The sequence below is a fragment of the Jiangella anatolica genome, assembly GCF_003236295.1.
In the GTDB taxonomy this organism is placed as follows: Bacteria; Actinomycetota; Actinomycetes; order Jiangellales; family Jiangellaceae; genus Jiangella; species Jiangella anatolica.
In genome coordinates, this window is record NZ_POTW01000050.1 from 23776 (window position 1) to 48338 (window position 24563).

A 24563-nucleotide genomic window follows, 5' to 3' on the forward strand; every position below is an offset into this window, starting at 1 on the left:
GGTTCATCCTCGCGCGAGCCGGGCCGCCACCCGCACCGCGTCCAGCGTCGCGGGGACGGTGTGCACCCGGACGCACCAGGCCCCGGCCAGCGCGATCACCGTCGAAAGCGCGTCGGTCGCGGCGTCGCGGCTGGCCGGCGGACGGCGCTCGCCGGTCGCCGGGTCAGCCAGCAGCTCGCCGAGGAACGTCTTGCGCGACGCCGCCACGAGCACCGGCAGCTCCAGCGCGTGCAGCTCGGCCAGCCGGGCCAGCAGCGTCCAGTTGTGGTCCCAGGTCTTGGCGAAGCCGAGGCCGGGGTCGACGGCGATGTGCTCCGGCCGCACCCCGGCGGCCACGGCGGCGTCGATCCGCGGCCGCAGCTCGGCCAGGACGTCGGCGACGACGTCGTCGTAGGTCGCCCGCTCCTGCATGTGGTCGGCATGCCCGCGCCAGTGCATGAGCACGACCGGGACGTCCGCCTCGGCCATGACCCGCAGCATGTCCGGGTCGGCCTGCCCGGCGGACTGGTCGTTGACCAGCCGCGCGCCGGCCTCCAGCGCGAGCACGGCGACCTCGGCGCGCATGGTGTCGACGGAGACGACGGCGCCCGCGGCGGCGAGCTCGCGGATCACCGGCAGCACCCGGCGCCGCTCCTCCTCCGCCGACGGCCGCTGTGCCCCGGGCCGGGTGGACTCGCCACCGACGTCGACGAGGTCGGCGCCCTGCTCCATCAGCTGCAGCCCGTGCTCGATCGCGTCGGCCGGCTCGTACCAGAAGCCACCGTCGGAGAACGAGTCCGGCGTCACGTTGACGACGCCCATGACGAGCGTGCGGTCCGGCCGCGGCAGGTCCGCGACGTAGCGCAGCGGGCGGCCGGCGCTCATCGGCGCAACGCGATGTCGGTGCGGTGGTGGCTGCCGTCGAGGGTGATATAGCCGACCGCCTCGTACGCGCGAGCGCGCGCCTCGTCGATGTCGTCGCCGACGCCGGTGACCGACAGCACCCGGCCGCCGCTGGACACGACGGCGCCGTCGGCGTCCAGGCGGGTGCCGGCGTGCAGCACCTCGACCCCCTTGACGGCGGCCGCCTCGGCCAGGCCGCCGATCGGGTCGCCGGTGCGCGGCGCGGCCGGGTAGCCGTTCGCCGCGACGACGACGGTGACCGCGGCGCCGTCGCGCCACACCGGCGCCGGATGCTGGGCCAGCATGCCGGTCGCCGCGGCCCGCAGCAGCCCGCCGAGCCCGGACCGCAGCCGGGCCAGCACGGCCTGCGTCTCGGGGTCGCCGAACCGGGCGTTGAACTCGACCACCCGCACGCCGCGCGACGTCAGCGCGAGCCCCACGTACAGCAGCCCGGCGAACGGGGTGCCGCGGCGCAGCATCTCGTCGATGGTCGGCTGCACCACCCGGGCCATGACGTCGTCGACCAGGCCCTCCGGCGCCCACGGCAGCGGCGTGTAGGCGCCCATGCCGCCGGTGTTCGGGCCCTCGTCGCCGTCATAGGCGCGCTTGAAGTCCTGCGCCGGGGTGAGCGGCACCGCGACCCGGCCGTCGGTGACGCAGAACAGCGACACCTCGGGACCGTCGAGGTACTCCTCGATGACCACCCGGCCGCAGGCCTCGGCGTGCGCCAGCGCGGCCGCACGGTCGTCGGTGACGACGACGCCCTTCCCGGCCGCCAGACCGTCGTCCTTGACGACGTGCGGCGCACCGAACCGGTCCAGCGCGGCCTCGGCCTCGGCGCGGGTCTCGCAGACCAGGGCCATCGCGGTCGGGACCTCGGCCGCGGCCATGACGTCCTTGGCGAAGGCCTTCGACCCCTCCAGCCGGGCCGCCCGCCCGGACGGGCCGAAGCAGGCGATGCCGCGCGCCTTGACGGCGTCCGCGACGCCCGCGACCAGCGGGCCCTCCGGACCGACCACGACGAGGTCCGCACTGAGCCGGGCGGCCAGGTCGGCCACGGCCTCGGGCTGGTCCGCGACGACGGAGTGGACGGCGACGTCCGCGGCGATGCCCGCGTTGCCCGGCGCGGCGTGCACCTCGGAGACCTCGGGATCGCGCAGCAGGCAGCGCACCAGCGCGTGCTCGCGGGCGCCGGATCCGATGACGAGTACCTTCACGGACGCCGACCCTATCGGGCGAGGGTCGCGGCCACCTCCAGTGTCCGGATCCGGTCCGCCGCCGGCCCGACCGGGATCAGCTGCAGCTCGTCGGCGCCGGCGTCGGCGAACGCCCGGAAGGCCCGGCCGACGGTCTCCTCGTCCCCGGCGATGACCGTCTCTCCGGGGGTCCGGACACCCTCGCGGTCCAGTTGGGCGCGGTAGCCCGGCAGGTCGCTCGCCGGGCCGAACTGCCGCTGCACCCAGGCGCGGGCGCCGTCCGGGTCCGCCGTCACGGCGACGCACACCCCGGCGATGACGGCGGGGCGGTTTGGGCGGCCGGACGCGGTCGCGGCGGCGGTGAGCGCCGGGACGACGTGCTCGCCGATGGAGCGCGGTCCGGCCCAGGTGGTGACGGTGCCGTCGGCCAGCTCGCCGGCCACCCGCAGCATCGCCGGGCCGAGCGCCGACAGCAGCACCGGCGGCGGCTCCACTGCCACGCTCACCTGCCCGTTCGCGGCCAGCAGCTCGCCGGCGAACGAGACCGGCTCGCCGCGCAGCAGCGGCCGCAGCGCCGTCAGGTACTCGCGGGTGTGCGCGGCGGGCCGGTCGTACGGCAGCCCGTACTGGCCCTCGACGATCGGCGCGTGGCTCGGCCCGACGCCGAGCACCAGCCGTCCGCCGGTCGCCGCGTGCACCGTCAGCGCCTGGGCGGCCAGCGCCAGCGGGTGCCGCGGATGGGTCCGGACGACGGCCGTGCCCAGCCGCACGTCCGGCACCGCCGGGCCGATCGCCGTCAGCAGCGTCAGCGGGTCCCAGCCGGACCGCTCGCCCAGCCACACCGCCTCGTACCCGGCCGCCGCGGCCGCCCGGGCCCGCTCGGCCACTGTCGCAACGCTCACGCCGTCGTCGTCGATCCACACCCCGATCCGCATGGCATCGAGTCAAGCCGTCGGAACAGCCCGGACCAACGGCCGGTTGTCCTGTGCAGCGATCACATCCGGTGATCGACGGGAGGCCGCGAGTGGAGCTGCGTCAGCTCAGGTACTTCGTGACGGTGGCCGAGGAGCTGCACTTCGGCCGGGCCGCCGAGCGGCTGCACATCGTCCAGCCCGCGGTGAGCCAGCAGATCGGCCGGCTGGAGCGGGAGTTCGGCGTGCGGCTGTTCGACCGGTCGTCGCGGCGGGTCCGGCTCACCGATGACGGGCGGCGGCTGCTGGCCCAGGCCCGGCGTGTGCTGGCCGCGGCCGCGGAGACGACGGCGCTGGCGGACGAGCTGGCCGGGCGGACCGCCGTGCTGCGGCTGGGCGCCGCCGCCGGGCTGGAGCGACGGGTCGCGCGCGGGCTGGCGGCGCTGCGGGCGGACCGCCCGGACCTCGGCGTGGAGCTCGCCGACGGTCCGGTCAGCGCCCAGCTGGACGCGCTGCGCCGTGGTGATCTGGACGCCGTCCTCGTCCAGGGCGCGGTCGCGACCGACGACGAGCTCGTCGCCAGCCAGGAGTGGTGCGACGAGGTCGTGGCGGCGCTCCCGGCCGGCCATCCGCATGCCGGCGGCGACACCGTCCGCGTCGCCGACCTGGCCGGTCGGCCGGCCCGGCTGCCCGCGCCGCAGTGCGACGGCCCGTTCCACCGGCTGCTGGCCGGCGCCGGGGTCCGCCCGATGCCGGACCGGCCGGCGGGCACGGTCGAACGGACCCTGCTGGAGCTGGCCGGCGCCGCGGACCAGTGGGCGCCGATCCCGGCCGGCGGGCCACCGCCGCCGGCGGGCGTGCGGACGCTGCGGTTCGACCCGCCGCTGCCGCTGCCGGGCCTGCTGGTGACGCCGGCGCGGATGCCCGCGGAGTGCCGGGCCGGGCTGGCCACGGCCTTCGGCGGCTCCGACATCATCGACTACGGTTGACGGTGATGAGCGAGCGATGGATCGACCTCGTCGGCGCGGTCAACGTCCGCGACCTCGGCGGGCTACCCACCACCGACGGCCGCGTCACCCGCTTCGGCCAGGTGCTGCGATCGGACAACCTGCAGGACCTCATCGGCGACGACATCGACCGGCTCACCGGCGAGCACCTGGTGCGCGACGTCGTCGACCTGCGCACGACGTTCGAGGTGACGGCCGAGGGGCCGGGCCCGCTCACCCACGTCGACGCCGTCACCGTCCACCACCTGTCGCTCTACCCCGAGGTCGGCACGGCCACCGACGTCGAGGCCGACAGCGTGCTGCCGTGGACGACGGCCAAGGACGGCGACGAGACGATCTGGGTGAACTCCGGCGTCTACTACACCAATTACCTGCGGCACCGGCCCGGCAACGTCGTGGCGGCTCTGCGCACGATGGCGACCTCCGGCGGCTCGACGCTGGTGCACTGCGCGGCCGGCAAGGACCGCACCGGCGTCGTCTGCGCGCTGGCGCTGTCCGTCGTCGGCGTCGACCGGCAGGCCGTCGTCGACGACTACGTGCAGACCGGCGAGCGCATCGACGCGATCATGACCCGGCTCAAGGCCAGCGCCACGTACGCCGCCGACCTCGAGGGCCGGCCCAACGACGCGAACCTGCCGCGCGCGGAGTCGATGCACACGTTCCTCGACTTCGTCGACACCGAGTTCGGCGGCGCGACCGGCTGGCTCCAACTGCACGGCTGGACCGACGACGAGACCGCCGCGCTGCGCGCCCGGCTAGTCGGCTGAGCTCTCAACGATCCGCCAGCGCCGCCTCGAGCCGGGTCCGCACGCCCGGCCACTCCTCGCGCAGGATCGAGTAGTAGACGGTGTCGCGCCAGCCGCCGTCCCAGCGGCGCATGTGGTGACGGAGCACGCCCTCGCGCCGCGCGCCCAGCCGCTCGATCGCACGCTGCGACCGGACGTTGAGGTGGTCGGTCTTCAGCGCCACCCGCTCCAGCCCGAGCGTCTCGAACGCGTGCCCGATGACCAGCAGCTTCGTCGCCGTGTTGACCTCGGTGCGCCACCATGCGGTGCCGACCCAGGTGGAGCCGACCTCGACCCGGCCGTTCCCCGGATCGATGTCCAGGTACGACGTGGACCCGACGACGCGGCCGTCGGCACGGCGCCGGATCGCCCACCCCACGGCGTCGCCGCGGGCGGCCGCCGCCAGCGCCGCGTCGAGCGAGCCGGCCAGGCCGCCGTCGGGCCCCGGCTGCCAGGTCGACAGCCAGCGGAACAGCTCGTCCGGCTCGGACACGGCGGCGTTCAGCTCGTCCAGGTGCGCCGACGACAGCGGCTCCAGCTCGATCCACGGGTTGGCCAGCGGCACGGCGGCGATGGTGGTCACCGGGCCATCATCGCCGACCGCCTCAGGCCTCGCTGAGCCCGACCCGCGCGTGCAGCCGGCGCAGCAGCGGCGGCGCGTACCAGGCGTGCCGTCCGAGCAGCCGCATCGACGCCGGCACGAGGACGCCGCGGACCACCGTCGCGTCCAGCAGGATGGCCAGCCCGCAGCCCAGCCCGAACAGCTGCAGGAAGCTGACCTGCCCGGTGACGAACGCGAAGAACGACACCGCGAGCAGCGCCGCGGCCGTCGTCACGATGCGGCCGGTGCGGGCCAGCCCGGTGACGGTGGCGTCGTGGACGCTCGCGCCCGCCGCGACCTGCTCGCGGATGCGGCTCATCACGAACACCTCGTAGTCCATCGAGAGCCCGAACACGATGCAGAACAGCAGCAGGATCATCGCCGTGTTCAGTGGCGCCGCCGTGAAGCCGAGCACCGACGACAGCGCGCCGTCCTGGAAGATCATCACCAGCACGCCGAACGTCGCGGCCAGCACGAGCACGTTCGACAGCAGCGCCCGGATCGGCTGCACGACGCTGCCGGTGAACAGGAACAGGATCACGAACGTCGTGACGACGATCATCCCGGCGGCCACCGGCAAGCCGGCGCCGATCGCGTCCAGGGTGTCGACCAGCTGCGCGCTCGCGCCGCCGACCAGCGCGTCGACCCCGACCGGCGGCGGCACCGCGCGGATGTCGCGGACCAGGTCGCGGGCGGTCCCCGAGGCCCGGTCGGCCTCGGTGACGACGGCCAGCAGCGCGTGCTCGGGGCCGGACATGGCCACGTCGACCCGCTCGACGGCGGGCAGCTCGGACAGCCGGGCTGTGTACGCGGACAGCGCGGCGTCGTCGACCGGCCCGGTGGTCACCACGTCGAGCGCGGTGGCCTCGCCGGCCGGGAAGTCGTCGCGCAGGGCGTCGCCGACCTGCCGGCTCTCGGCGGACGTCGGCAGCACGCGGTCGTCCGGCATCCCGAACGTGACGCCGAGCACCGGCACGGCCAGCGCCAGCAGCACACCGGCCACCGGCAGCACCGCGAGAGCTGGACGGCGCATCACCCCGGCCGCGAGCCGGCCCCAGAACGGCGCCTCGGCGCTGCGGGCACCCCGGGTCCACGGCACCCGGCCCGCGTCGACGCGGCGGCCCAGCACGGCGAGCAGCGCGGGCAGCACCGTCAGGACGGCGACGACGGAGATCAGCACGACGCCGATGCCCGCGTAGGCGAACGAGCGCAGGAAGTACATCGGGAACACCAGCAGCGCGGCCAGCGCCGCCGCGACCGCCAGCCCGCTGAACACGACCGCCCGCCCGGCGGTGCGCATTGTCCGCACGACCGCGGCCTCGACGTCGCCGTCGTGCGCCAACTCCTCCCGGAACCGCCCGACCACCAGCAGCGCGTAGTCGATCGCCAGGCCCAGGCCGAGCGCCGTCGTCAGGTTGATCGCGAACACCGAGACGTCGGTGTTCGTCCCCAGCACGGCCAGCTCGGCGAACGTGCCGACGATCGCCACCGCGCCGATGGCCAGCGGCAGCAGCGCCGCGACGACGCTGCCGAACGCGAACACCAGCAGCACGAGGATGAGCGGGACGGCGATCGCCTCGGCCACCAGCAGGTCGGCCCCGACCTGCTCGACCACCTCGTCCTCGGCAACGGCCGGGCCGCCCGCGACGACCGTCAGGCCGTCCTGATCACCGCGGTACTCGTCGGCGACCGCCGCGGCGTCGTCGGAGTCCGGGTCGGCCAGCGTCACCAGCACCAGCGCCCGCGTCCCGTCCGTCGACCGCAGCGACGGCGCGCCGGTGGTCCAGTAGGACCGCGCGCCGGCGACGCCCGGCTCGGCGGCGAGCCGCTCCGTCAGCACCAGGCCGGCGGGCGCGGCGTCGTCGACGGTGCCGGACCCGGCGGTGGCCACCAGCACCAGGTCGGCCCGGCCGCCGGCCGCCGCCATCAGCTCGTCGGCGGCGACGGACTCGGCCGCGGGGTCGGTGAAGCCCTCGGACTGCAGCTGCCCGAACGCGCCCGCGCCGACGACGCCGGCCGCCACGAGGACGACGGCGGCGACCGCGAGAACGGACCGGGCCCGGCGCACGACGAAGGCCGCGAGATGGTCCAGCATGAGCGTTCCTCACTGATGTGGACGGGCGTAAACTTGACGGGTGTCAACTTGCCATCACATGTGGGTAGGTGTCAACATCAACGGGATGTCCGAGCCGACGACGCGGTCGACGTACCACCACGGCGACCTCCGCAACGCGCTGCTCGACGCCGGCGCGCGGCTCGCCGAGAAGGGCGGTCCGGACGCAGTCGGGGTCCGGGCCGCGGCCCGCGAGGTCGGCGTCAGCCCCACCGCGGCCTACCGGCACTTCGAGAACGCCGACGACCTCCTGCTCGGCGTCAAGGCGCGGGCGTTCGAGGTGCTGACCGACGCCATGCGCGCGCGGCTTGCCACCGTTCCCGACACCGGCGACCCGGGTGAGACCGCGTCGCGCCGGCTCGAGGCGCTCGGCCGGGCCTATGTCGGCCTCGCGCTGGCCGAACCGGGGATGTTCCGGGTCGCGTTCTGCGAGAAGGGCGCGCTGCCCTTCGACGACCTGCCCGACACCCTCGCCATGGTCGCGCAGGTCATGGACGAGCTGGTCGCGGCCGGCCGGCTGCCGCCGCAGCGCCGCCCGCTGGCCGAGATCGCGGCGTGGGCGTCCGTGCACGGCATCGCCCGGCTGGCGCTGGACGGCCCGCTGGCCCACATCGCGCCCGAACTGTTCGCGGCGTCCGTCGACCGCGTCATCGACATGACTCTGCGTGGCCTGACCGGAGAAGGGACCACGGCGTGATCATCCGGCCGTACGAGTCCGGCGATGACGACGCGCTCTACGACATCTGCCTGCGCACCGGCGACAACGGCGGCGACGCGACCGGCCAGTTCGCCGACCCGCGGCTGCTCGGCGAGCTGTTCGTCGGGCCGTACCTGCGGTTCGAGCCGGAGCTGGCGTTCGTCGCCGACGACGGCGCGCCGGCCGGCTACGTGCTGGGCGCGCGCGACACGAGGGCGTTCGAGCGCGACTGCGACCGGCAATGGTGGCCGCCGCTGCGGGCGAAGTACCCGCCGGGGTCGTTCCCGGCCGGGACCCGCGACGCCTACTACGTCGAGCGGCTGCACGAGGACCGCTCGGCCGACCCGGCGATCGTCGCCGACTACCCCGCCCACCTGCACATCGACCTGCTCCCCCGCACGCAGGGCCGGGGCATCGGCCGGGCGCTGATGCAGACGCTGCTGGCCGCGCTGCACGACGCCGGCGCGCCCGCCGTCCACCTCGGCGTCGGCGCCGCGAACACCCGGGCGATCGCGTTCTACGAGCGGATGGGCTTCACGACGCTGCGCGAGTCGGCGAACGGCCGCACGATGGGCCGCCCCACCGCCCCGTGACGGGACGGGTCAGCGGACGAGGTCGCGGATCGCGACGATCTGTTCCCGGCCCGGCCCCACGCCGACGGCGGAGATCGGCGCGTTGCACATCTCCTCGACGGCCTCCAGGTAGCGGCGCGCGGCCGGCGGCAGGTCGTCGAGGGTGCGGGCGCCGCTGATGTCGTCGTCCCAGCCCTCGAAGTACTCGAAGATCGGGACGGCGTGGTGGAACTCGGTCTGCGTCATCGGCATCTCGTCGTGCCGGACGCCGTCGATCTCGTAGGCGACGCAGACCGGCACCGGGTCGTAGCCGGTGAGCACGTCCAGCTTGGTCACGACCAGGTCGGTGGTGCCGTTGATGCGCGTGGCGTACCGGCCGATGACGGTGTCCAGCCAGCCGCAGCGGCGCGGGCGTCCGGTCGTCGTGCCGAACTCGCCGCCGGCCTTGCGCAGCCGGTCGCCCTCGGCGCCGAACAGCTCGGTCGGGAACGGGCCCTCGCCGACGCGCGTCGTGTACGCCTTGAGTACCGCGATGACGCCGTCGATGCGGGTCGGCGGGATGCCCGAGCCGGTGCTGGCGCCGCCCGCGGTCGCGTTCGACGAGGTCACGAACGGGTAGGTGCCGTGATCGACGTCGAGCAGCGTCGCCTGCCCGGCCTCCATGATCACGACCTTGCCGTCGGTGAGCGCCTGGTCCAGCAGCAGCGCGGTGTCGGTGACCATCGGCCGCAGCCGGTCGGCGTAGCCCAGCAGCTCGTCGGTCACCTCGTCGACGCTGGCGGCGCGGCGGTTGTAGACCTTCACCAGCAGCTGGTTCTTCTGCTCCAGCGCGCCCTCGACCTTCTGCCGCAGGATGTTCTCGTCGAACAGGTCCTGCACCCGCAGGCCGACGCGCGACATCTTGTCCGCGTAGGTGGGGCCGATGCCGCGGCCGGTGGTGCCGATGCGACGCTTGCCGAGGAACCGCTCGGTCACCTTGTCCAGCGTCCGGTTGTACGACGGGATCAGGTGCGCGTTCGCGCTCACGACCAGCCGCGACGTGTCGATGCCGCGGGCCTCCAGCCCGTCCAGCTCCTGGAACAGCACCGCGAGGTCGATCACGACGCCGTTGCCGATGACCGGCGTGACGCTCGGCGTCAGGATGCCCGACGGCAGCAGGTGCAGCGCGTAGGTCTCGCCGTCGATGACGACGGTGTGACCGGCGTTGTTGCCGCCGTTGAACTTCACGACGTAGTCGACCTGGCCGCCGATGAGGTCGGTGGCCTTGCCTTTGCCTTCGTCGCCCCACTGGGCGCCGACGAGCACGATCGCGGGCATGCGGTGTGTGTCCCCCTGTGTCGAGGTGCGGGGGATCGCGACGATCCCCCGCACGGGTCAGCCGAGCGCTTCGGCGGCCTCTTCGCTGGAGTCGCGGAGGAACTGCGCGCAGCGGGTGGCCTCATCGGTCTCGCCGATGGCCTCGGCGGCCCGGCCGAGCGCGTTCAGCGAGCGCAGGAAGCCGCGGTTGGGCTCGTGCGCCCACGGGATCGGCCCCTGGCCCCGCCAACCGGCCCGGCGCAGCTGGTCCAGCCCGCGGTGGTAGCCGGTGCGGGCGAACGCGTAGGACGTGACGGCGTCACCGGCGGCGAACGCGCGGTCGGCGAGGTCGGCCCACGCCGCGGAGTAGGTCGGGTGTGCCGCCGCCACCGTGGCCGCGTCGACGCCCGACATCAGAGCCTCGCGGGCCTCCGGGTCGTCGGGCAGCAGCGTCTCCGGCGGACCGGCCAGCAGGTTCTCGCCCGCCATCAGCGAATCTTCTGGCCGGCCGACCGCAGCTGCTGGGTGGCCTCGACGACGCGCTCGGCCAGACCCGCCTCGGCCAGCTTGCCCCAAGCGCGCGGGTCGTAGGCCTTCTTGTTGCCGACCTCGCCGTCGACCTTCAGCACACCGTCGTAGTTGGTGAACATGTGGCCCACCACGGGACGGGTGAAGGCGTACTGGGTGTCGGTGTCGATGTTCATCTTGATGACGCCGTAGTCGACCGCGTCGCTGATCTCCTGCGCCGTCGAGCCGGAGCCGCCGTGGAAGACCAGGTCGAACGGCTTGTCCTTGCCGTACTGCCCGCCGACGGCCTGCTGGATGTCGCGCAGGATCTCCGGGCGCAGCTTGACGTTGCCCGGCTTGTAGACGCCGTGCACGTTGCCGAACGTCAGCGCGACGATGTAGCGGCCGCGCTCGCCCAGGCCGAGCGCCTCGGCGGTGGCCAGGCCGTCCTCGACCGTCGTGTACAGCTTGTCGTTGATCTCGTGCGCGACGCCGTCCTCCTCGCCGCCGACCACGCCGACCTCGATCTCGAGGATCGTCCTGGCCTCGGCCGACAGCGCCAGCAGCTCCTCGGCGACCTTGAGGTTCTGGTCCAGCGGCACCGCCGAGCCGTCCCACATGTGCGAGTTGAACAGCGGCGCGCCGCCGTTCTTGACCCGCTCGGTGGACAGCGCGAGCAGCGGCTTCACCCAGTGCTCGACGGCGTCGAGCGGGGCGTGGTCGGTGTGCAGCGCGATCTGCACGTCGTAGCTCTGCGCGACCTCGTAGGCGAACGCGGAGAAGGCGACGGCGCCGCGGACGCGGTCCTTGACGGTCGGGCCGGAGATGTACTCGGCACCCCCGGTGGAGATCTGGATGATGCCGTCGCTCTCGGCTTCGGCGAACCCGCGGATCGCGGCGTTGATCGTCTGCGAGGACGTCACGTTGATCGCGGGGTAGGCGAACGAGCCGGCCTTGGCCCGGTCGATCATCTCTGCGTAGACCTCGGGAGTGGCGATGGGCATGGATGCTCCGTTCCGGTCGGACGGCAGTACCCAGCCGTCCGGGCTCTCGCCCCACGTCTGCGGGGGGCACGCATGTCAGGCCCAGTATTCACCGTAACCCGGTGGTAACGCGAAACCGTCCCCGCATGCGCCGGGCCGATAGGCTTGGGGCCTGGTCAACCCACGACCTCAGTAGAGGAGACGCCGTGCCCGAGCGCACCGCAGTCGTCGCAAGCAAGGCCGGGCTGCACGCCCGGCCCGCCGCTGTCTTCGTCAAGGCCGCCGCGGAACAGCCCACGAAGGTGTCGATCCGCAAGCCGGACGGGGAACCGGTCGACGCGTCCAGCATCCTGTCGATCATGACGCTCGGGGTAGAACAGGGCGACCAGGTGGTCCTGTCCGCGGAGGGGGACAAGGCCGACGCCGCCCTCGACGCCCTCGTCACGCTGCTGGAACGCGACCTCGACGAGTAGCTCCGCAGCTTCGGCGCCGACGCCGCAGGTGGCCCGTCCACCTGCGGCGTCGCCGTTTCCCGGGCACCTTGTGGTCCTGGACATTGCTCGGTTATCCTACAAATCACCGCCGGGGAGGAGTGCACGTGGCACAGGGGGACCAACTGACGCGACTGACGGCGCTGCCGCGGCCGCCGAGCCTGCACGAATCCGTGCAGACGGCGCTGCGCGACTACATCCTCGGCAACGGCCTGCGCGCGGGTGACGGCCTACCGGCCGAGGGCGCGCTGGCCCAGCAGCTCGGCGTCAGCCGCAACTCCGTCCGCGAGGCGGTCAAGGGACTGGTGTCCCTCGGCATCCTCGAGACCCGGCGCGGCAGCGGGGTGTTCGTCAAGGACTTCTCGCTGTCCCTGCTCATCGACAACCTCCCGTTCAACCTGCTGTTCGACTTCAGCGAGCTCGCCGACCTGCTGGAGGTGCGCCGCGCCGTCGAGAACGACCTGATCGAGCGCGCGGTGCACGACATGACCGACCAGACCAAGGCCGAGCTGGCGCAGATCCTCGGCGAGATGAAGGAGAAGTCCGAGCGCGGCGTCGACGTCCTCGACCAGGACCGCCGGTTCCACCGCACGCTGTTCGCCGACGCCGGCAACGCGGTCGCGCTCAAGCTGCTCGACGCGTTCTGGCTGACGATGAGCCGGGCGGTCGGGCAGGTCGCGGAGATCGCCGACGACAGGCCGGCCGACACCTACCGGCAGCACGACGCCATCTACCGGGCGGTGCTCCGCAGCGACGTCCCGGCCGTGCACGACGCCCTGTCCGACCACTACGCGCCCATCCTGACCCGGCTGGACCGCGCCAGGTCGTAGCTCTGCCTTCCTGTTCCGGGTGCGGACCGTTCGGGTCCGTGCCCCGCTGGACCCTGCTCTCTTCCGTCGCCTTCGAGGAGTTGCCATGTCCGTGTCGCCGTTGACCAGACGTTCGCTGCTGGGAGTCGCCGGAGCGGGTGCGGTAGGTGTGGCGGCCGCGGGACCGGCCGCCGGCGCCGATCCGGCCGGCAGCGAGGCGCTGACCGTGCCGTCGCGAGCGGCTGCAGAACAGCTGGTCGTCAACGGGCGGGTGCGGGCGGTGCGCACGTGCGGCTACGCCGAGGCCGGCGACGGCGGCGGCGCGCTGTACCGGCGGTTGGACGCCGCGCCGGCCCTGCCGGAGCGCTGGCACCTGCGCACCCGCGACGGCGCCTGGTGGGAGCTGGCCGAGGACGTCGTGTCGGTGAAGGCGCTCGGCGCGGCCGGCGACTACGACCTGGCCACCGGCACGGGGACCGACGACACGGCGGCGCTGCAGGCCGCGGCGCGGCGCGGCGGGACGATGTACGTGCCCGGCGTCGACGGCGGCTACCTGACGACGGACTCGATCAGCCTGCTCGTCGACGGCACGCACTGGTTCGGCGACGGGTACCGCTCCCGGATCGTCCTGGTGTCCGGTCCGGGCGGAGCCGGCGAGCTGCTCGGCATCCACGGCGCCGCGCCGTCGACACCGTCGGGGCCGCCGCAGCGCTACGTGCAGGGCGTCCGGGTCAGCGGGCTGCACCTGGACACGAACAACGGGGCGAACGACAACGGCCTGGGCGGCTCGTTCTGCCGCGACGTGCAGGTCGACGACCTCTATTTCTCCCGCATCGGGCGCAAGGCGCTGACCTTCCAGTACCACTGCGCGAACATCCGCTGCCGCGACGTGACGGTGTACGAGGCGGCCACCGAGCCGCGGTCCACGTTCGCCGTCATCAGCGTCGAGGGCCAGACCGCCGGCGTGGACCTCTCCTACTATCCCGGCGGCACCACCAGCACCGAGGACCTCGGAGGCGCCGACGTGCACGACATCTCCTTCAGCGACATCACCTGCCACGCGACCGGCTACAACTACGTCGTCGTCTCCAACGCGCACCGGGTCCGGTTCGACGGGCTCGCGCTGGGCGACACCGCCGGCGCCGGGTCGTTCGTGATCTTCACGCGCCGCGTGTGGGACAGCCACGTCCGGGGCGTGCGCGGCGGCGACACCGCGCGCCGGTTCCTGGAAATCGGCGAGCTGGCCGACTCGTGCACGTTCTCGGACCTGCGCTTCGGTGCCACGACTGGCAGCAGCGCCGACGGCCGGGCGGTGCGGATCGGCGGCACCCGGATCCGGCTCGCCGACTGTGCGTTCCGGCACGGCGACGCCGCGACCTTGGAGGCGGTGCTGGTGGCCGGCGCGGACGCGACGATCACCGGCCTGCACGTCGCCGAGTGCGCATCGCAGTACGTGCTGAACGCGCCGCCGGCCGGCGTCCGGCTCAAGCTCACCGACTCGACGTTCGTGTCGGCGACCGCCGCGGCGTTCCGGGTCCGCGGCGACCAGGCGCAACTGTCGGGCAACCACTTCCGCACGCCGGCCGGGCCGTTCGCAGGGCGGTTCGAGGGCGCAGGCAACGTGTTCACCGGCAACCACGTGGCCGGCGCCGCACCCGGCCGGGTCGTCGTCACCGCCGCGGCCAGCGTCATCGCCACCCAGAACACGTTCGAGTCCGGCGCGACGATGACGTTCGAGGGCGGCAGCCTCTACGCCAGCGCGGCGTACGGCAACACCGGGCTCACCGGCGCCGCGCCCAACCTGCTGCCGCTGGCCGGCGGCGCACTGCACGCCGACGGGTCCGGCGTACTGCGGATCAAGGGGTCCCGGTTCGGCTCCGACACGGATGGGGTGGCGGTGGGTGGGCAGGGCTAGCCCTTGTGTTCGTCGAAGGCGGCCGAGGGCGTCGCCGGCGCGTGCTAGCGTGCGGCGCGGCCCTGCTCCCTGCACTTGGACGTGCTGATGTCGTTCTCGCTCGCCCGCCGCGCCGCCCTGCTGTCCGCGTCGGCGCTGCTCGCCCTCACTGCCTGCGGTTCCTCCTCCGACGACGACGATTCGTCGGCGGACGGGTCGTCGTCGGAGTCGCCGGCTGCGACCTCCGCGCCGTCGTCGCCGTCGGAGCCGCCGTCGTCGGAGCCGTCGTCGGAGCCGTCGCCGAGCGAGACCACGCCGACGGTCACGGAGACGCCCGCGGCGCCGCCGGCCGCCGGTTCGGAGGAGACCACCGAGGCGGCGATCACCCGGTTCGAGACGTTCCTGCACGCGCTCGGCGCCGCGGACGTCGCGACGATGTGCGCGATCGCGGGACCCGCCGCCGCCCAGGCCGAGGCCGACGGCTTCGGGCCGTGCGAGTCGACGATGCCGATGATGGCCGGCATGCTCTCGGAGGAGCAGTCGGCGGCGCTGGCGACCGCCACCATCGATCCCGAGCTGGTCGACGACAGCGCGCCGGGCCAGGTGATCATCCCCGCCGAGGCGATCGTCGCCGACGTCACCTTCACCGCGGATCAGCTCGGCGACAGCGTCCTCGCCTACCAGGACGGCGACTGGTTCGTCGTCGACTGAGGGTCGGGCGACCTGACCGATCGCAGGGGCACGCGGTCAGAACGGCGGGTCGTCGGTCCCTGGAGGCGGGTCGTGGACGGGTCCGGGCCGGTCGGGCCCGCGGCTGGTTGTCCGGCCGGTGGGGCTGGTCCAGCGCAGCGTGCCCGGTTCGGGCCGGTCGACCGCGAACGGGCCGTGGTGCTTGATCAGGTGGTGCTTGCGGCACAGCGGCGTGAGGTTCGCCGGGCACGTGAGCCCGCCGGCGCCGTAGGCGTGCACGTGGTCGAGGTCGCAGCGGACCGCGGGCACCGCGCACCCCGGCGCCCTGCAGGTCCGGTCGCGGAGCAGTACGTGGTCGACGAGGTCGCGGGTGGGGGTGTAGCGGGTCCGTCCGTGGTCGACAACGGCGCCGGTCACCGGATCACAGCCCACCCACGTCCAGATCCCGGCTGCGGCCAGTTCGCGCGCGACGCGGGCCGGGACGTGCCCGTATCCGTCCAGGTCGCCTGGTTCCTCGTCGAGGCCGGCGAGCGTCGTGAGCGAGACGGTGACCTGGACCGCGACCGGGCGCCCATGTGCACCACTCAGTGACAACGCGCCCGCCACATCGCGGACCGGGCTCTGGACCGAGCCGTCGCCGGTCGGGCCGATGCGGCCCTCGGTCAGGGCAGCCCACGCGAGTTTCGCCAGCACGTCCGCACGACGCTGGTCGCGGGTGCGGGCACGAGCGTCACCGGTATCGGCGTCGCGCCGCTTCAGCGCCTTCTCGCCCGAGTCGAGGACCGCCTCGATCGCGGCCGCGTCCTCGGCACGCATCAGCGCCTCGATCCACGCCATACCGTCCTCGGCCGGCCACACGCGCACGTGCCGATCCGCAGCTGCGCGCGCCCGCCTCTCCTCGGCCTGCTCAGGTGCCAGCCGATGCAGCAGACGCTTCACGCTACGCCGCAGCTGGGTCGTGTTCTGCTCACTGGCGCGGCCGATGACGGCCGCTTCCACCGCTGCCGCAACCTCGCGATCCTGCCGGCCCAGCTCGGCGAGGATCACCCTGACCCGCCGCTCGTCGAGATCGCCCCGTGCCAGCGCGGCGAGAGTGGCTGGGAAGTCGCGCACGAGCCGCACCGACTCGTTGACCAGATACTCCGCCTGTCCCGAGGTGAGCGCCAGCGGTGCCGTCACCTCCAGCGCGGCACACGACTCGGCGCTGACCGACCTGAACTCGGCCGCCGACGACGCCGGCGCCAGCTCCGAGCGCGACGCCAACTCCTCGGCCAGGGTCGCCTGCAGGGCCCGCGCCTGGGACATCACCCGCTGACACGAGACGATCAAGTCGCTCAGCTCACCGGCCGCCACCGCTGCGGCCCCGTGATCGTCCACGACTGCCAGTGCGGACAGTTCCGCACGGATGGCCGCCACCGCCGACGTCCGGGTGGTCGGCACCACCTCGGTCACCGGCACGAACTCCCCGTCGGCCAGCCAGCACGAGACGTCGGAGGCGGGTTCGCATTCGTCGAACCACGACAGCCCGGCGGGCACGGCCGCCGCATCCGCGTCGATCATGATGACCATACGTAGCATCCTACCAGTCGCACGTTCGATTCATCCTCTTGACGTCGGTCTTCTCAGCCGTCTTTGCGGGCCAGCAGGTAGGCGAACGATCGGTCCGGGTGGCTCGGGTTGGGCTGGTCGAGCCGCGCACGGATCTCGAACCCCGCGGCGGTGAGCAGGCCGACGATGTGGTCGGCCGGCAGCAGCCACCACTCGTACGAGACCGGGTGCCCGCCGTAGCCCTGCTCCGGGCGCAGGTGCTCGTCGGCGCCGAGGTGGGTGCCGAGCAGCAGGTGACCGCCGCCTGCGAGCGTGCGGTGGAACCCGGCGAAGACGGCGGGTAGCTGGTCGGGCGGCGTGTGCTGGGTGACGAAGTGCGCCAGCAGCCCGCCCAGCTCACCGTTGCCGGCGTCGAGCGCCGCCATCGAGCCGACGGCGAACCGCAGCTCGGGATGTGCGGCCCGCGCCAGCTCGACCATCCGCGGCGACAGGTCGATCCCCCGGATGTCGAGCCCTTGACCCGCCAGCTCCGCCGTCAACGCGCCCGGCCCGCACCCGACGTCGAGGACCGGACCCGGGCTCTCGGCCAGCACGATCTCGGCGAAGGCCCGCAGCATGGCATGGCCGAGCGGCCCCAGGCGGGAGGCCGGGTAACGCTCGGCGTAGGTGTCGGCGACGGTGTCGTAGGACTCGCGAACGGCGGATTCGGTCACCCGCCCGACGCTAGCCGTCGCCACCGACAGCCTCGCCCCGCATCAAGGCGGCGATCCCGTCGGACGTCCGCTCCGGCCCGTCGAACCCGGCGGCGAGCAGGAACGCGAACAGCACCGGCCCATCCTCTTGGACCAGCGCGACCAGATCGGGACGATCGTGCACGCGCCCATCCTCGCCGATGACGCGTCCGCGCATCGGCAAGCGCTTGCCGATGCGGCGGTTCGTCTGTTTGACTCCGCTCTGTCAGGTCTAGACCTCTGCCGAGGAGGACCCGTGGAGCTCAGCCGCCGCCGAGTGTTGTCGATCCTGGCCGCCGCGGGGCTGGCCGCGGTCGTCCATCCGCCGCGGGCGGCGGGCCGGCCCGGCGCCGGCCCCGAAGCCGGTCCCGCCGCCGCCACACCGGGGACCGACCGCCTGCTCGCGAACACCGTCGCGATCTTCGCCGGCACCCCCGACGTCAACACGCACCCGGCCGTCGCGCCCAAGCTCGCGGCCATCGACCGGACCGCCGCCACCTGGCGCGCCGCCCGGCAGAACGCGGGACCGAGCGAGCTGTTCGCCGGCCTGCCGCTCGGCGCCAGCGACCCGAACCTCAACGCGTCCTACCAGCACCTCTACGAGATCGCCCTGGCCACCGCCACTCCCGGCTGCCAACTTCACGGCGACGCCGCCGCCCGGCAGGAGGCACGCGACGGCCTGGCCTGGCTGCACGACCACTACTACGGCGACCAGGCCGCCGGCTACTACGGCAACTGGTTCACCTGGGAGATCGGCATCTCCACGCACGTCGGCAAGACCCTCGCCCTCCTGGGCGAGAACGCCCCGGCCGACCTGATCACCACCTACGTCGCGTCGATGGACGCCTACCTGCGCAACGGCATCGACGGCGACGTGAACCTGGACTCGCGCTTCCACACCGGCGCCAACCTCGCCGACATCACCACCAACCGGATGATCCAGGGCGCGCTGCTCGGCGACGAGGCACGCATCCGCAAGGCGATCGAGGACCAGCTCACCGTCTTCGCGACCATCGACCCGTACGCCCTCCAGCACGGCAACACCGACGGCTACTACGCGGACGGCTCGTTCATCCAGCACCACTCGGTCGCCTACACCGGCGCGTACGGCCGGGCGCTGCTCACCCGCGTCGTGCAGACGCTGAAGATCCTGGCCGGGACGGGGTTCGCCGACGGCGCCGCGCTGGTGCCGGTCGTGCAGCGGTGGGTGACCGACGGGTTCGCGCCGCTGATCTTCGAGGGCTGGATGATGGAGATCGTCAAGGGGCGGTCGGTCTCGCGCACGTCGACGGGGTACACCGACGTCGCGCAGGTGGTCGAGGCGATCGTCGACCTCGCCGGGTACTCCGCGGACGCCGAAGCCCTGCGCGGCTACGTGAAGTCCATCCGGTCGACGTCGCGGGCGGCGCTGGATCCGGCGACGTTCGTGTCGCCGGTCAGCATCGCGAGCTACGCCGACCTCGTCGCCGACCCGTCGGTCGAGCCGGCGGACCTGAACCCCGCGGAGCGCTGCGTCGCGTTCAACGCCATGGACAAGACCGTGCACCGCCGCCCCGGCTACGCGTTCGCGCTGGCCCGCAGCTCGGACCGGATCAGCAAGTACGAGTACATGAGCGGCGAGAACCTCATGCCGTGGTTCCAGGGCGACGGCGCGCACTACCTGTACCTGTCCGGCCAGGACCAGACCCAGGCGTTCGGCGTCGACTACTTCACGACGGTGTCGCCGTACGGCCTGGCCGGGGTGACGGCGCCGGTCGAGGAGCGCCGGACGATCCCGCAGCTCTACGGCACGCCGTACTACGACAACCCCGGCCACCCGCTGAACTTCACCTCGTCGTCGACATCGCAGAACACCTACGTGTACTTCCCGCGCGGCACGAACGGCCACTCCGGCGGCGCGACGCTCGGCGCGTACGGCGCCGCGTCGCTGGTGCTCTCCAGCGACGTCGCGTGGGCGGACAAGCAGCAGGGCATCCTGCCGGAGGGCTTCGTCGTCTACCGCAACGCGACCGCGACGAAGTCGTGGTTCCTGTTCGACGACGAGATCGTGGTGCTCGCCGCGGGGATCGGCGACGACGCGGGCCGAGCCGTCACGACGACGGTCGACGCGCGGATCGCTGCGGCCGCCGACCCGGTGACGGTGACCGGCGCGCTGCGCGGCGGCGGCACGTGGACCGGACCCGGCACCGCAGACCTCGCCTGGCTGCGGTGGGCCGACCCGGCGCAGGACGCGGCCGTCGGCTACGTGTTCCTGTCCGCGCAGCCGGTCCGGGTCGGCCTGGACACCGTCACCCGCAGCCGCCGCGTCGTCCGCACCGCGAACCCGGACACCGCGGTGACGAAACGCGTCCTCGGCGTGACGATCGACCACCCGGCCGGCGCCGCGCCGTCGTCGCACGCGTACGCGCTGGTCCCGCACGCGACGGAGGCGGCGCTGACGGCGTACGCGGCCGGCCCGCTGGAGGTGCTCGCGAACACGACCGACCTCCAGGCCGTCTGTCACACCGGCCTCCGGCTGACCGGCGTCAACACGTTCACCGCCGGCCGCCACGACGCCGGCGGGCTGAGCGTCGACGGACCCGCGTCGGTGCTGATGCGCAGCAGAAGCCGGCTCACCACCGTCGCCGTCTCGGACCCGACGATGGACCGCGACGTCGTCGAGGTCCTCGTGACCGGCCGAACGCTGACCCGCGTGGCCGGCGACCGCGACGTCACCGTCCGGCAGACCGCCGACGGCACGCTGCTGACCGTCGTGACCCGGCAGGCCTACGGCCGATCCCGCACCGTGACGCTGCGCGGCTGAGCGAGCGCTCCGGACCCGAGGTGGCGGGTCAGCGCTTCTTCGTGGTCGGGATGATCTCGATCTTGGACTTCGCCTCGGCCTTGGCGGCCTTGTCGGCGCGCTTCTCCTTGAGCGACTTGCCAGCCTTCTTGGACAGGTGTTGTCGCGGCGACTTGTCGGCCATGGATGCTCCCTGCTCGGGGAGCCTGATCAGCCCCTTGTGCTGCCCACAGTACGCCTCATGCGCCCTTGTCAGGACTGCGCGATCTTGGCGGCGACCGCCAGCTCGTCGACGAGGTCGTTCATCGGGTCGCCGGAGTGGCCCTTGACCCAGCGGAAGACGACGTCGCCGCGCTGCTCGACCAGGTCGACCAGCGGCTCCCAGAGGTCGCGGTTGGCCACCGGCGACTTGGTCGACGTGACCCAGCCGCGCGTGCGCCAGTTGCGCCACCACCCGTCGCGGAAGCAGTTGACCACGTAGGCGGAGTCGCTGACGACGACCAGCGGGCCGTCCAGCGCCTTGACGGCCTCCAGCGCGGCGGTGATCTCCATCCGCTGGTTCGTCGTGCTCGGGTCGGACCCGGCCGCGAACCGCTCCCGCGAGACCGCCCAGGCCCAGCCGCCGGGCCCGGGGGTGCCGGAGCAGGCGCCGTCGGTGTAGACCTCGACCGCGCCCTCGGGCGCCTCCATGGCCGGCGGCCGCGGCCGCTTGGCCCGGGCCGGCTTGGCGGCAGGAGCGGCGGCGTCGTCCGGCACCGGGATCAGCGCGGGCGCGCCGGCGCAGGCGGCGTGCACCCAGGCGCGGTTGCGGCCGCTGCCCGAGCTCTCGAGCTCGTCGCCGGGGTGGATGTCTCCACCGCACGCACCACACCGGCCGGGGTACTTCGCGAGCACGAGCGCCTCTCCCTTCGACGAACGGACTCCCGGCACCCTACCCGCGGCGCCGCAGCAGGACGCCCGCGAGAGCGACATCGGCGGGGTCCAGCGCGGCCTTGCCGTCCTCGATCTCCCACAGCGCGTTCTGCAGGACCCGGCCCAGCGTCCAGCCGGCGGCCCGCGGCCGGTCGACACCGACCAGCTCGGTGAGCAGGTCGAACCGGCGCAGCACGGTCCGCTCCACCCCGTCGGCTATGGCGGCGGGCCAGCGCGAGTTCAGCGCCGGCCAGAGGTCGAAGCCGGGGTCGCCGGCCAGCGGCACCGGGTCGATCGCCAGCCACGGCTCCCGCTCTCCCGCCAGCACGTTCTCGTCGTGCAGGTCCCAGTGCAGCAGCCGGTCGCCGGACTCGGGCAGCAGGTCCGCGACGGCGGCCGCGCAGGTCTGGACCAGCCGCCGCTCGGCGGGGTCGGCCAGCGACGGCGCCGCGGCGGGGGCGTCGGCCACCATCGCGGCGGCGACCTCGGACAGCCGCGGCAGGCCGTCCGGCGCCGGCACCGCGACCAGCCGGGCCAGCAGCTCGCCCAGCACGGTCATAGCGGCGTCGTCGGACGGGAGCGACGACAGCGGCCGGTCACCGTCGAGCCGCTCCAGCAGCATCGCGCCACCGTCGTGGGCGAGCAGCCGCACGACGCCGTCGCCGGACCACGTCCGCAGCCCGATGACGGCGGCCGCGGACTCCTCGTTGTCCGGCTGCAGCCGCAGGACGGCCGGCGTGCCGTCGGCCCTGACCACCGGCTGGACCAGCGCCGCCATCCCGTTGCCGGCCGGGCCGTCCGGGCGCAGCTCCCAGGTCTGCAGAACGTGCGCCAGCAGCCGGGGCAGCTCGGCCAGCCAGGCGCGGCCGGCGTCGTCGCGCCCGTACGAGGTGACCAGGGCGGCCGGCGCCGCGTCGGGACTCACCCCGGCATCGTAAGCAGCGCCTCCGTGAGTACCCGTCCCTCGGACCGCGCCGGCGCGGGGATGCCGAGCAGCGCCGCGATCGTCGGAGCGATGTCGACGTGCCGCGCCCCGTCCAGCCGGGCCCGCGCCGAGACGCCCCGCCCGGCGACCAGCAGCGCGGCCTCCCGCTCGCCGGTCCGGCCGTGGTAGCCGCGCGGGCCGTCCGGGTCGGTCAGGCCGAACGACCAGCCGGCGGCCGGCTCGGCCACCAGGTCACCGAGCAGCGGGCTGGCGCCGAACGCTTCGAGCTCACCGCGACCGTGGACGCGCTCGACCGGCCCGACGGACTCCAGCGCGGCCCGCGCTCGGGCGATCGCGTCGGGCGTGCGGGCGGCGCCGAGCAGGTACACGTTGGCGACCCCGCCGACCACCATCGCCACGTCGGTCGACGGCGCGGGCGCGGCGCCCGGCGCGACGAACTCCGGCGCGAATCCGGCCGCGCTCAGCGCCGTCAGCACGTCCGCTCCGAAGGCCCGGGTGAACGTCGTCATGCCGTGGTCGCCGAGCAGCACGAACGCGGTGCTGCCGTAGATGCCGACGTCCTTCGTCGCCTGCACGAGCCGGCCCAGCGCAGCGTCGAGCGCGGCCAGCCGGGCGCCCATGCCCGGCGACTCCGCGCCCTCGGCGTGCCCGAGCGCGTCGAGCTCGTCGGCGTAGACGGCGAGCAGGGTCGGCGGCTGCTCGACGGTGACCGTCGTCGTGCCGGAGCGCACCGGGCGTCCGTGCAGGATGTCGGCGGCCAGGTCCATGCGCGCGGGGCCGGGCCCGCCGGGCTGCACGTACAGCGCCCGCGGGTCGCCGAACACGACGCCGTGGTTCTGCACGATGAAGAACTGCACCGACGCGACCGTCCCGCCGGCCGCGGTCACCGCCTCGGCGATGCTCTGCGCCTCCAGCGTCCTGCTCTGGCTCACCGCCCGCCCGGTCGCCCGGTCGAGGAAGTACGGCGTGTTCAGGTGCGTGCGCGGCCAGGCGCCGGTCACGACGCTGGCCCACGACGTGTTCGTGATCGACGGGAAGCAGCCGGTCGTGGTGCCGAGGACGCCGCGGCGGGTCAGCGCGTCCAGGTGCGGCGTCTCGACCAGGTCGAGGTAGGCCGGGTCGAACCCGTCCCAGCCGATCAGCACCACGTGCCGGGCCGAGCCACGCCCGGCGCCCTCCACCGCGGCGGCGACGGAGGGCAGCGCGAGCGCGGCGGCGGTCCCGGCGCCGGCGGCGAGCACGGCGCGACGGCTCAAGATGGTTCCCATGGGGGCGAGCGTTCCCGCCCGGAGTGAACGTGGTCAGTCGGTGAGATAACGGGCCAGGTACTCACCGGTGTACGTCGACCCGTCCGCGGCCAGCGCGGCCGGCGTGCCCTCGAACACGACCCGGCCGCCGTCGTGGCCGGCGCCGGGGCCGAGGTCGATCACCCAGTCGGCGGCCGCCACGACGTCGAGGTTGTGCTCGATGACGATGAGCGTGTTGCCCTCGTCGACCAGCCGATGCAGCAGCGCGATCAGGTGCTCGACGTCGGCGAGGTGCAGCCCGGTGGTCGGCTCGTCGAGCACGTAGAGCTTGCCGCCGACGACCAGCTCGCTGGCCAGCTTCAGCCGCTGCCGCTCGCCGCCGGACAGCGTGGTGAGGGTCTGCCCGAGCGTGAGGTAGTCCAGGCCGACGTCGCTGAGCCGCAGCAGCACCGCGCGGATCGCCTTCTCGGTGAAGAACTCCAGCGCCTCGGCGACGCTGAGCTCGAACACGTCGGCGATCGACCTGCCGCGGACGAGGTGGCGCTGCGCCTCGTCCTTGAACCGGCGGCCGCGGCAGACCTCGCACACGGTCGTGACGCCGTCCATGAACGCGAGATCGGTGAAGATCACCCCGGCGCCCTGGCACTCCGGGCAGGCGCCGTCGGAGTTCGGGCTGAACAGCGCCGCCGGCGCGCCCGTCGTGCGGGCGAACAGCGTCCGGATCGGGTCGAGCATGCCGGTGAAGGTCGCCGGGCTGGACCGCCGCGACCCGCGCACCGGGCTCTGGTCCAGCATGACGGCGTCCGGGCGGACGGCGGGCAGGTGGCCGCGAATCAGGCTGGACTTCCCCGACCCGGCCACCCCCGTCACGACCGTGTGCGAGGTCTGCCGCGGCCGCCGGTTCAAGGACGAGGCGCAGCGCCACCTCGTCCGCGGCAGGTCGATCGCCGACGTGTTCGAGCT

The 24563-nt window shown here is 73.7% G+C and carries 24 protein-coding genes and 1 pseudogene; 9 read left to right on the forward strand and 16 right to left on the reverse strand.

From position 1 onward, the window contains the following. Positions 1 to 3: 3 nt before the first annotated feature. From folP to C1I92_RS19495, 3 genes are read right to left on the reverse strand one after another with little or no spacing between them, the layout of a single operon-like run. Positions 4 to 864 carry a dihydropteroate synthase gene (gene folP, locus C1I92_RS19485; protein WP_199521389.1) on the reverse strand — a complete coding sequence of 287 codons (861 nt, stop codon included), beginning with the start codon at positions 862 to 864 and terminating at the stop codon, positions 4 to 6. Then, entirely contained in the window at positions 861 to 2099 is a 1239-nt protein-coding gene (gene purD / locus C1I92_RS19490) for a phosphoribosylamine--glycine ligase (protein WP_111256309.1), read from the reverse strand. Before purD ends, folP begins: the two co-directional genes overlap by 4 nt. Positions 2100 to 2110: 11 nt before the next feature. Beyond that, positions 2111 to 3013, reverse strand: coding sequence for a TIGR03564 family F420-dependent LLM class oxidoreductase (locus C1I92_RS19495; RefSeq protein WP_111256310.1), 903 nt, complete (start codon positions 3011 to 3013; stop codon positions 2111 to 2113). An 89-nt stretch (positions 3014 to 3102) separates the two neighbouring features. Between C1I92_RS19495 and C1I92_RS19500 the strand changes: the two genes are divergently transcribed. Both C1I92_RS19500 and C1I92_RS19505 read left to right on the forward strand, forming a co-directional pair. Then, positions 3103 to 3978, forward strand: coding sequence for a LysR family transcriptional regulator (locus C1I92_RS19500; protein ID WP_146605202.1), 876 nt, complete (start codon positions 3103 to 3105; stop codon positions 3976 to 3978). Between the two features lie 5 nt (positions 3979 to 3983). Then, the gene (locus tag C1I92_RS19505; protein ID WP_111256339.1) at positions 3984 to 4763 is read left to right on the forward strand and encodes a tyrosine-protein phosphatase; all 780 of its coding nucleotides are present in this window, start codon (positions 3984 to 3986) and stop codon (positions 4761 to 4763) included. 4 nt (positions 4764 to 4767) lie between these two features. Here the strand turns inward: C1I92_RS19505 and C1I92_RS19510 are convergent, their stop codons facing one another. Both C1I92_RS19510 and C1I92_RS19515 read right to left on the reverse strand, forming a co-directional pair. Then, complete coding sequence (locus C1I92_RS19510; RefSeq protein ID WP_111256312.1) at positions 4768 to 5364, reverse strand: GNAT family N-acetyltransferase; 597 nt, start codon at positions 5362 to 5364, stop codon at positions 4768 to 4770. A gap of 22 nt (positions 5365 to 5386) precedes the next feature. Continuing rightward, complete coding sequence (locus C1I92_RS19515; protein WP_111256313.1) at positions 5387 to 7477, reverse strand: MMPL family transporter; 2091 nt, start codon at positions 7475 to 7477, stop codon at positions 5387 to 5389. Positions 7478 to 7562: 85 nt separating this feature from the next. On the opposite strand from C1I92_RS19515, the gene C1I92_RS19520 reads away from it, so the two are divergent. Together C1I92_RS19520 and C1I92_RS19525 are read left to right on the forward strand one after the other, a co-directional pair. Continuing rightward, entirely contained in the window at positions 7563 to 8192 is a 630-nt protein-coding gene (locus C1I92_RS19520) for a TetR/AcrR family transcriptional regulator (protein ID WP_111256340.1), read from the forward strand. Then, the gene (locus C1I92_RS19525) at positions 8189 to 8785 is read left to right on the forward strand and encodes a GNAT family N-acetyltransferase (RefSeq protein WP_111256314.1); all 597 of its coding nucleotides are present in this window, start codon (positions 8189 to 8191) and stop codon (positions 8783 to 8785) included. The genes C1I92_RS19520 and C1I92_RS19525 overlap by 4 nt, the downstream gene beginning before the upstream one ends. 9 nt (positions 8786 to 8794) lie before the next feature. Here the strand turns inward: C1I92_RS19525 and C1I92_RS19530 are convergent, their stop codons facing one another. From C1I92_RS19530 to fbaA, 3 genes are read right to left on the reverse strand one after another with little or no spacing between them, the layout of a single operon-like run. Then, positions 8795 to 10081, reverse strand: a complete 1287-nt coding sequence (locus tag C1I92_RS19530; protein WP_111256315.1) for an adenylosuccinate synthase — start codon at positions 10079 to 10081, stop codon at positions 8795 to 8797. Between the two features lie 57 nt (positions 10082 to 10138). Further along, entirely contained in the window at positions 10139 to 10552 is a 414-nt protein-coding gene (locus tag C1I92_RS19535) for a DUF3151 domain-containing protein (protein ID WP_369124121.1), read from the reverse strand. Further along, on the reverse strand, positions 10549 to 11571 hold the full coding sequence (fbaA, locus tag C1I92_RS19540) for a class II fructose-bisphosphate aldolase (RefSeq protein WP_111256317.1): 1023 nt from the start codon (positions 11569 to 11571) through the stop codon (positions 10549 to 10551). Before fbaA ends, C1I92_RS19535 begins: the two co-directional genes overlap by 4 nt. 185 nt (positions 11572 to 11756) lie before the next feature. Between fbaA and C1I92_RS19545 the strand changes: the two genes are divergently transcribed. The 4 genes from C1I92_RS19545 (at position 11757) to C1I92_RS33420 (ending at position 15455) form a co-directional block, all read left to right on the forward strand. Next, positions 11757 to 12023 carry an HPr family phosphocarrier protein gene (locus C1I92_RS19545; protein WP_111256318.1) on the forward strand — a complete coding sequence of 89 codons (267 nt, stop codon included), beginning with the start codon at positions 11757 to 11759 and terminating at the stop codon, positions 12021 to 12023. Positions 12024 to 12148: 125 nt separating this feature from the next. Then, entirely contained in the window at positions 12149 to 12871 is a 723-nt protein-coding gene (locus C1I92_RS19550; protein WP_146605203.1) for a FadR/GntR family transcriptional regulator, read from the forward strand. A gap of 85 nt (positions 12872 to 12956) precedes the next feature. Further along, positions 12957 to 14765: a hypothetical protein gene (locus C1I92_RS19555; protein ID WP_146605204.1), complete on the forward strand. Its 1809-nt coding sequence runs from the start codon at positions 12957 to 12959 to the stop codon at positions 14763 to 14765. Positions 14766 to 14852: 87 nt separating this feature from the next. Beyond that, positions 14853 to 15455, forward strand: a complete 603-nt coding sequence (locus C1I92_RS33420; protein ID WP_146605205.1) for a hypothetical protein — start codon at positions 14853 to 14855, stop codon at positions 15453 to 15455. Between the two features lie 36 nt (positions 15456 to 15491). Here C1I92_RS33420 and C1I92_RS19570 read toward each other — a convergent pair whose 3' ends face one another. Genes C1I92_RS19570 through C1I92_RS33930 form a run of 3 tightly spaced genes read right to left on the reverse strand, consistent with a single transcriptional unit; the run spans position 15492 to position 17858 of the window. After that, positions 15492 to 17003 (reverse strand): HNH endonuclease signature motif containing protein, encoded by a 1512-nt coding sequence (locus C1I92_RS19570; protein ID WP_158564204.1) that lies wholly within the window; start codon positions 17001 to 17003, stop codon positions 15492 to 15494. Positions 17004 to 17056: 53 nt separating this feature from the next. Then, a complete protein-coding gene (locus C1I92_RS19575; RefSeq protein ID WP_199521391.1) occupies positions 17057 to 17695 on the reverse strand; it encodes a class I SAM-dependent methyltransferase in 639 nt (212 codons plus the stop codon). A gap of 10 nt (positions 17696 to 17705) precedes the next feature. Then, a complete protein-coding gene (locus C1I92_RS33930) occupies positions 17706 to 17858 on the reverse strand; it encodes a hypothetical protein (RefSeq protein WP_158564205.1) in 153 nt (50 codons plus the stop codon). A 111-nt stretch (positions 17859 to 17969) separates the two neighbouring features. Here C1I92_RS33930 and C1I92_RS19585 point away from each other — a divergent pair, with 111 nt between their 5' ends. Next, on the forward strand, positions 17970 to 20516 hold the full coding sequence (locus C1I92_RS19585; protein ID WP_111256325.1) for a polysaccharide lyase family 8 super-sandwich domain-containing protein: 2547 nt from the start codon (positions 17970 to 17972) through the stop codon (positions 20514 to 20516). Between the two features lie 28 nt (positions 20517 to 20544). Here C1I92_RS19585 and C1I92_RS35335 read toward each other — a convergent pair whose 3' ends face one another. From C1I92_RS35335 to C1I92_RS19605, 5 genes and pseudogenes are all read right to left on the reverse strand, one after another. Further along, positions 20545 to 20679 carry a hypothetical protein gene (locus C1I92_RS35335; protein WP_267896760.1) on the reverse strand — a complete coding sequence of 45 codons (135 nt, stop codon included), beginning with the start codon at positions 20677 to 20679 and terminating at the stop codon, positions 20545 to 20547. Positions 20680 to 20747: 68 nt separating this feature from the next. After that, positions 20748 to 21389 (reverse strand): ribonuclease H family protein, encoded by a 642-nt coding sequence (locus C1I92_RS19590; protein ID WP_199521392.1) that lies wholly within the window; start codon positions 21387 to 21389, stop codon positions 20748 to 20750. Between the two features lie 37 nt (positions 21390 to 21426). Then, positions 21427 to 22332 (reverse strand): aminoglycoside phosphotransferase family protein, encoded by a 906-nt coding sequence (locus C1I92_RS19595; protein WP_111256327.1) that lies wholly within the window; start codon positions 22330 to 22332, stop codon positions 21427 to 21429. Beyond that, positions 22329 to 23621 (reverse strand): alkaline phosphatase family protein, encoded by a 1293-nt coding sequence (locus C1I92_RS19600; protein ID WP_111256328.1) that lies wholly within the window; start codon positions 23619 to 23621, stop codon positions 22329 to 22331. The genes C1I92_RS19595 and C1I92_RS19600 overlap by 4 nt, the downstream gene beginning before the upstream one ends. A gap of 33 nt (positions 23622 to 23654) precedes the next feature. Continuing rightward, a pseudogene (locus tag C1I92_RS19605) lies at positions 23655 to 24476 on the reverse strand (ATP-binding cassette domain-containing protein); the annotation flags it as partial. Positions 24477 to 24563: the final 87 nt, after the last annotated feature.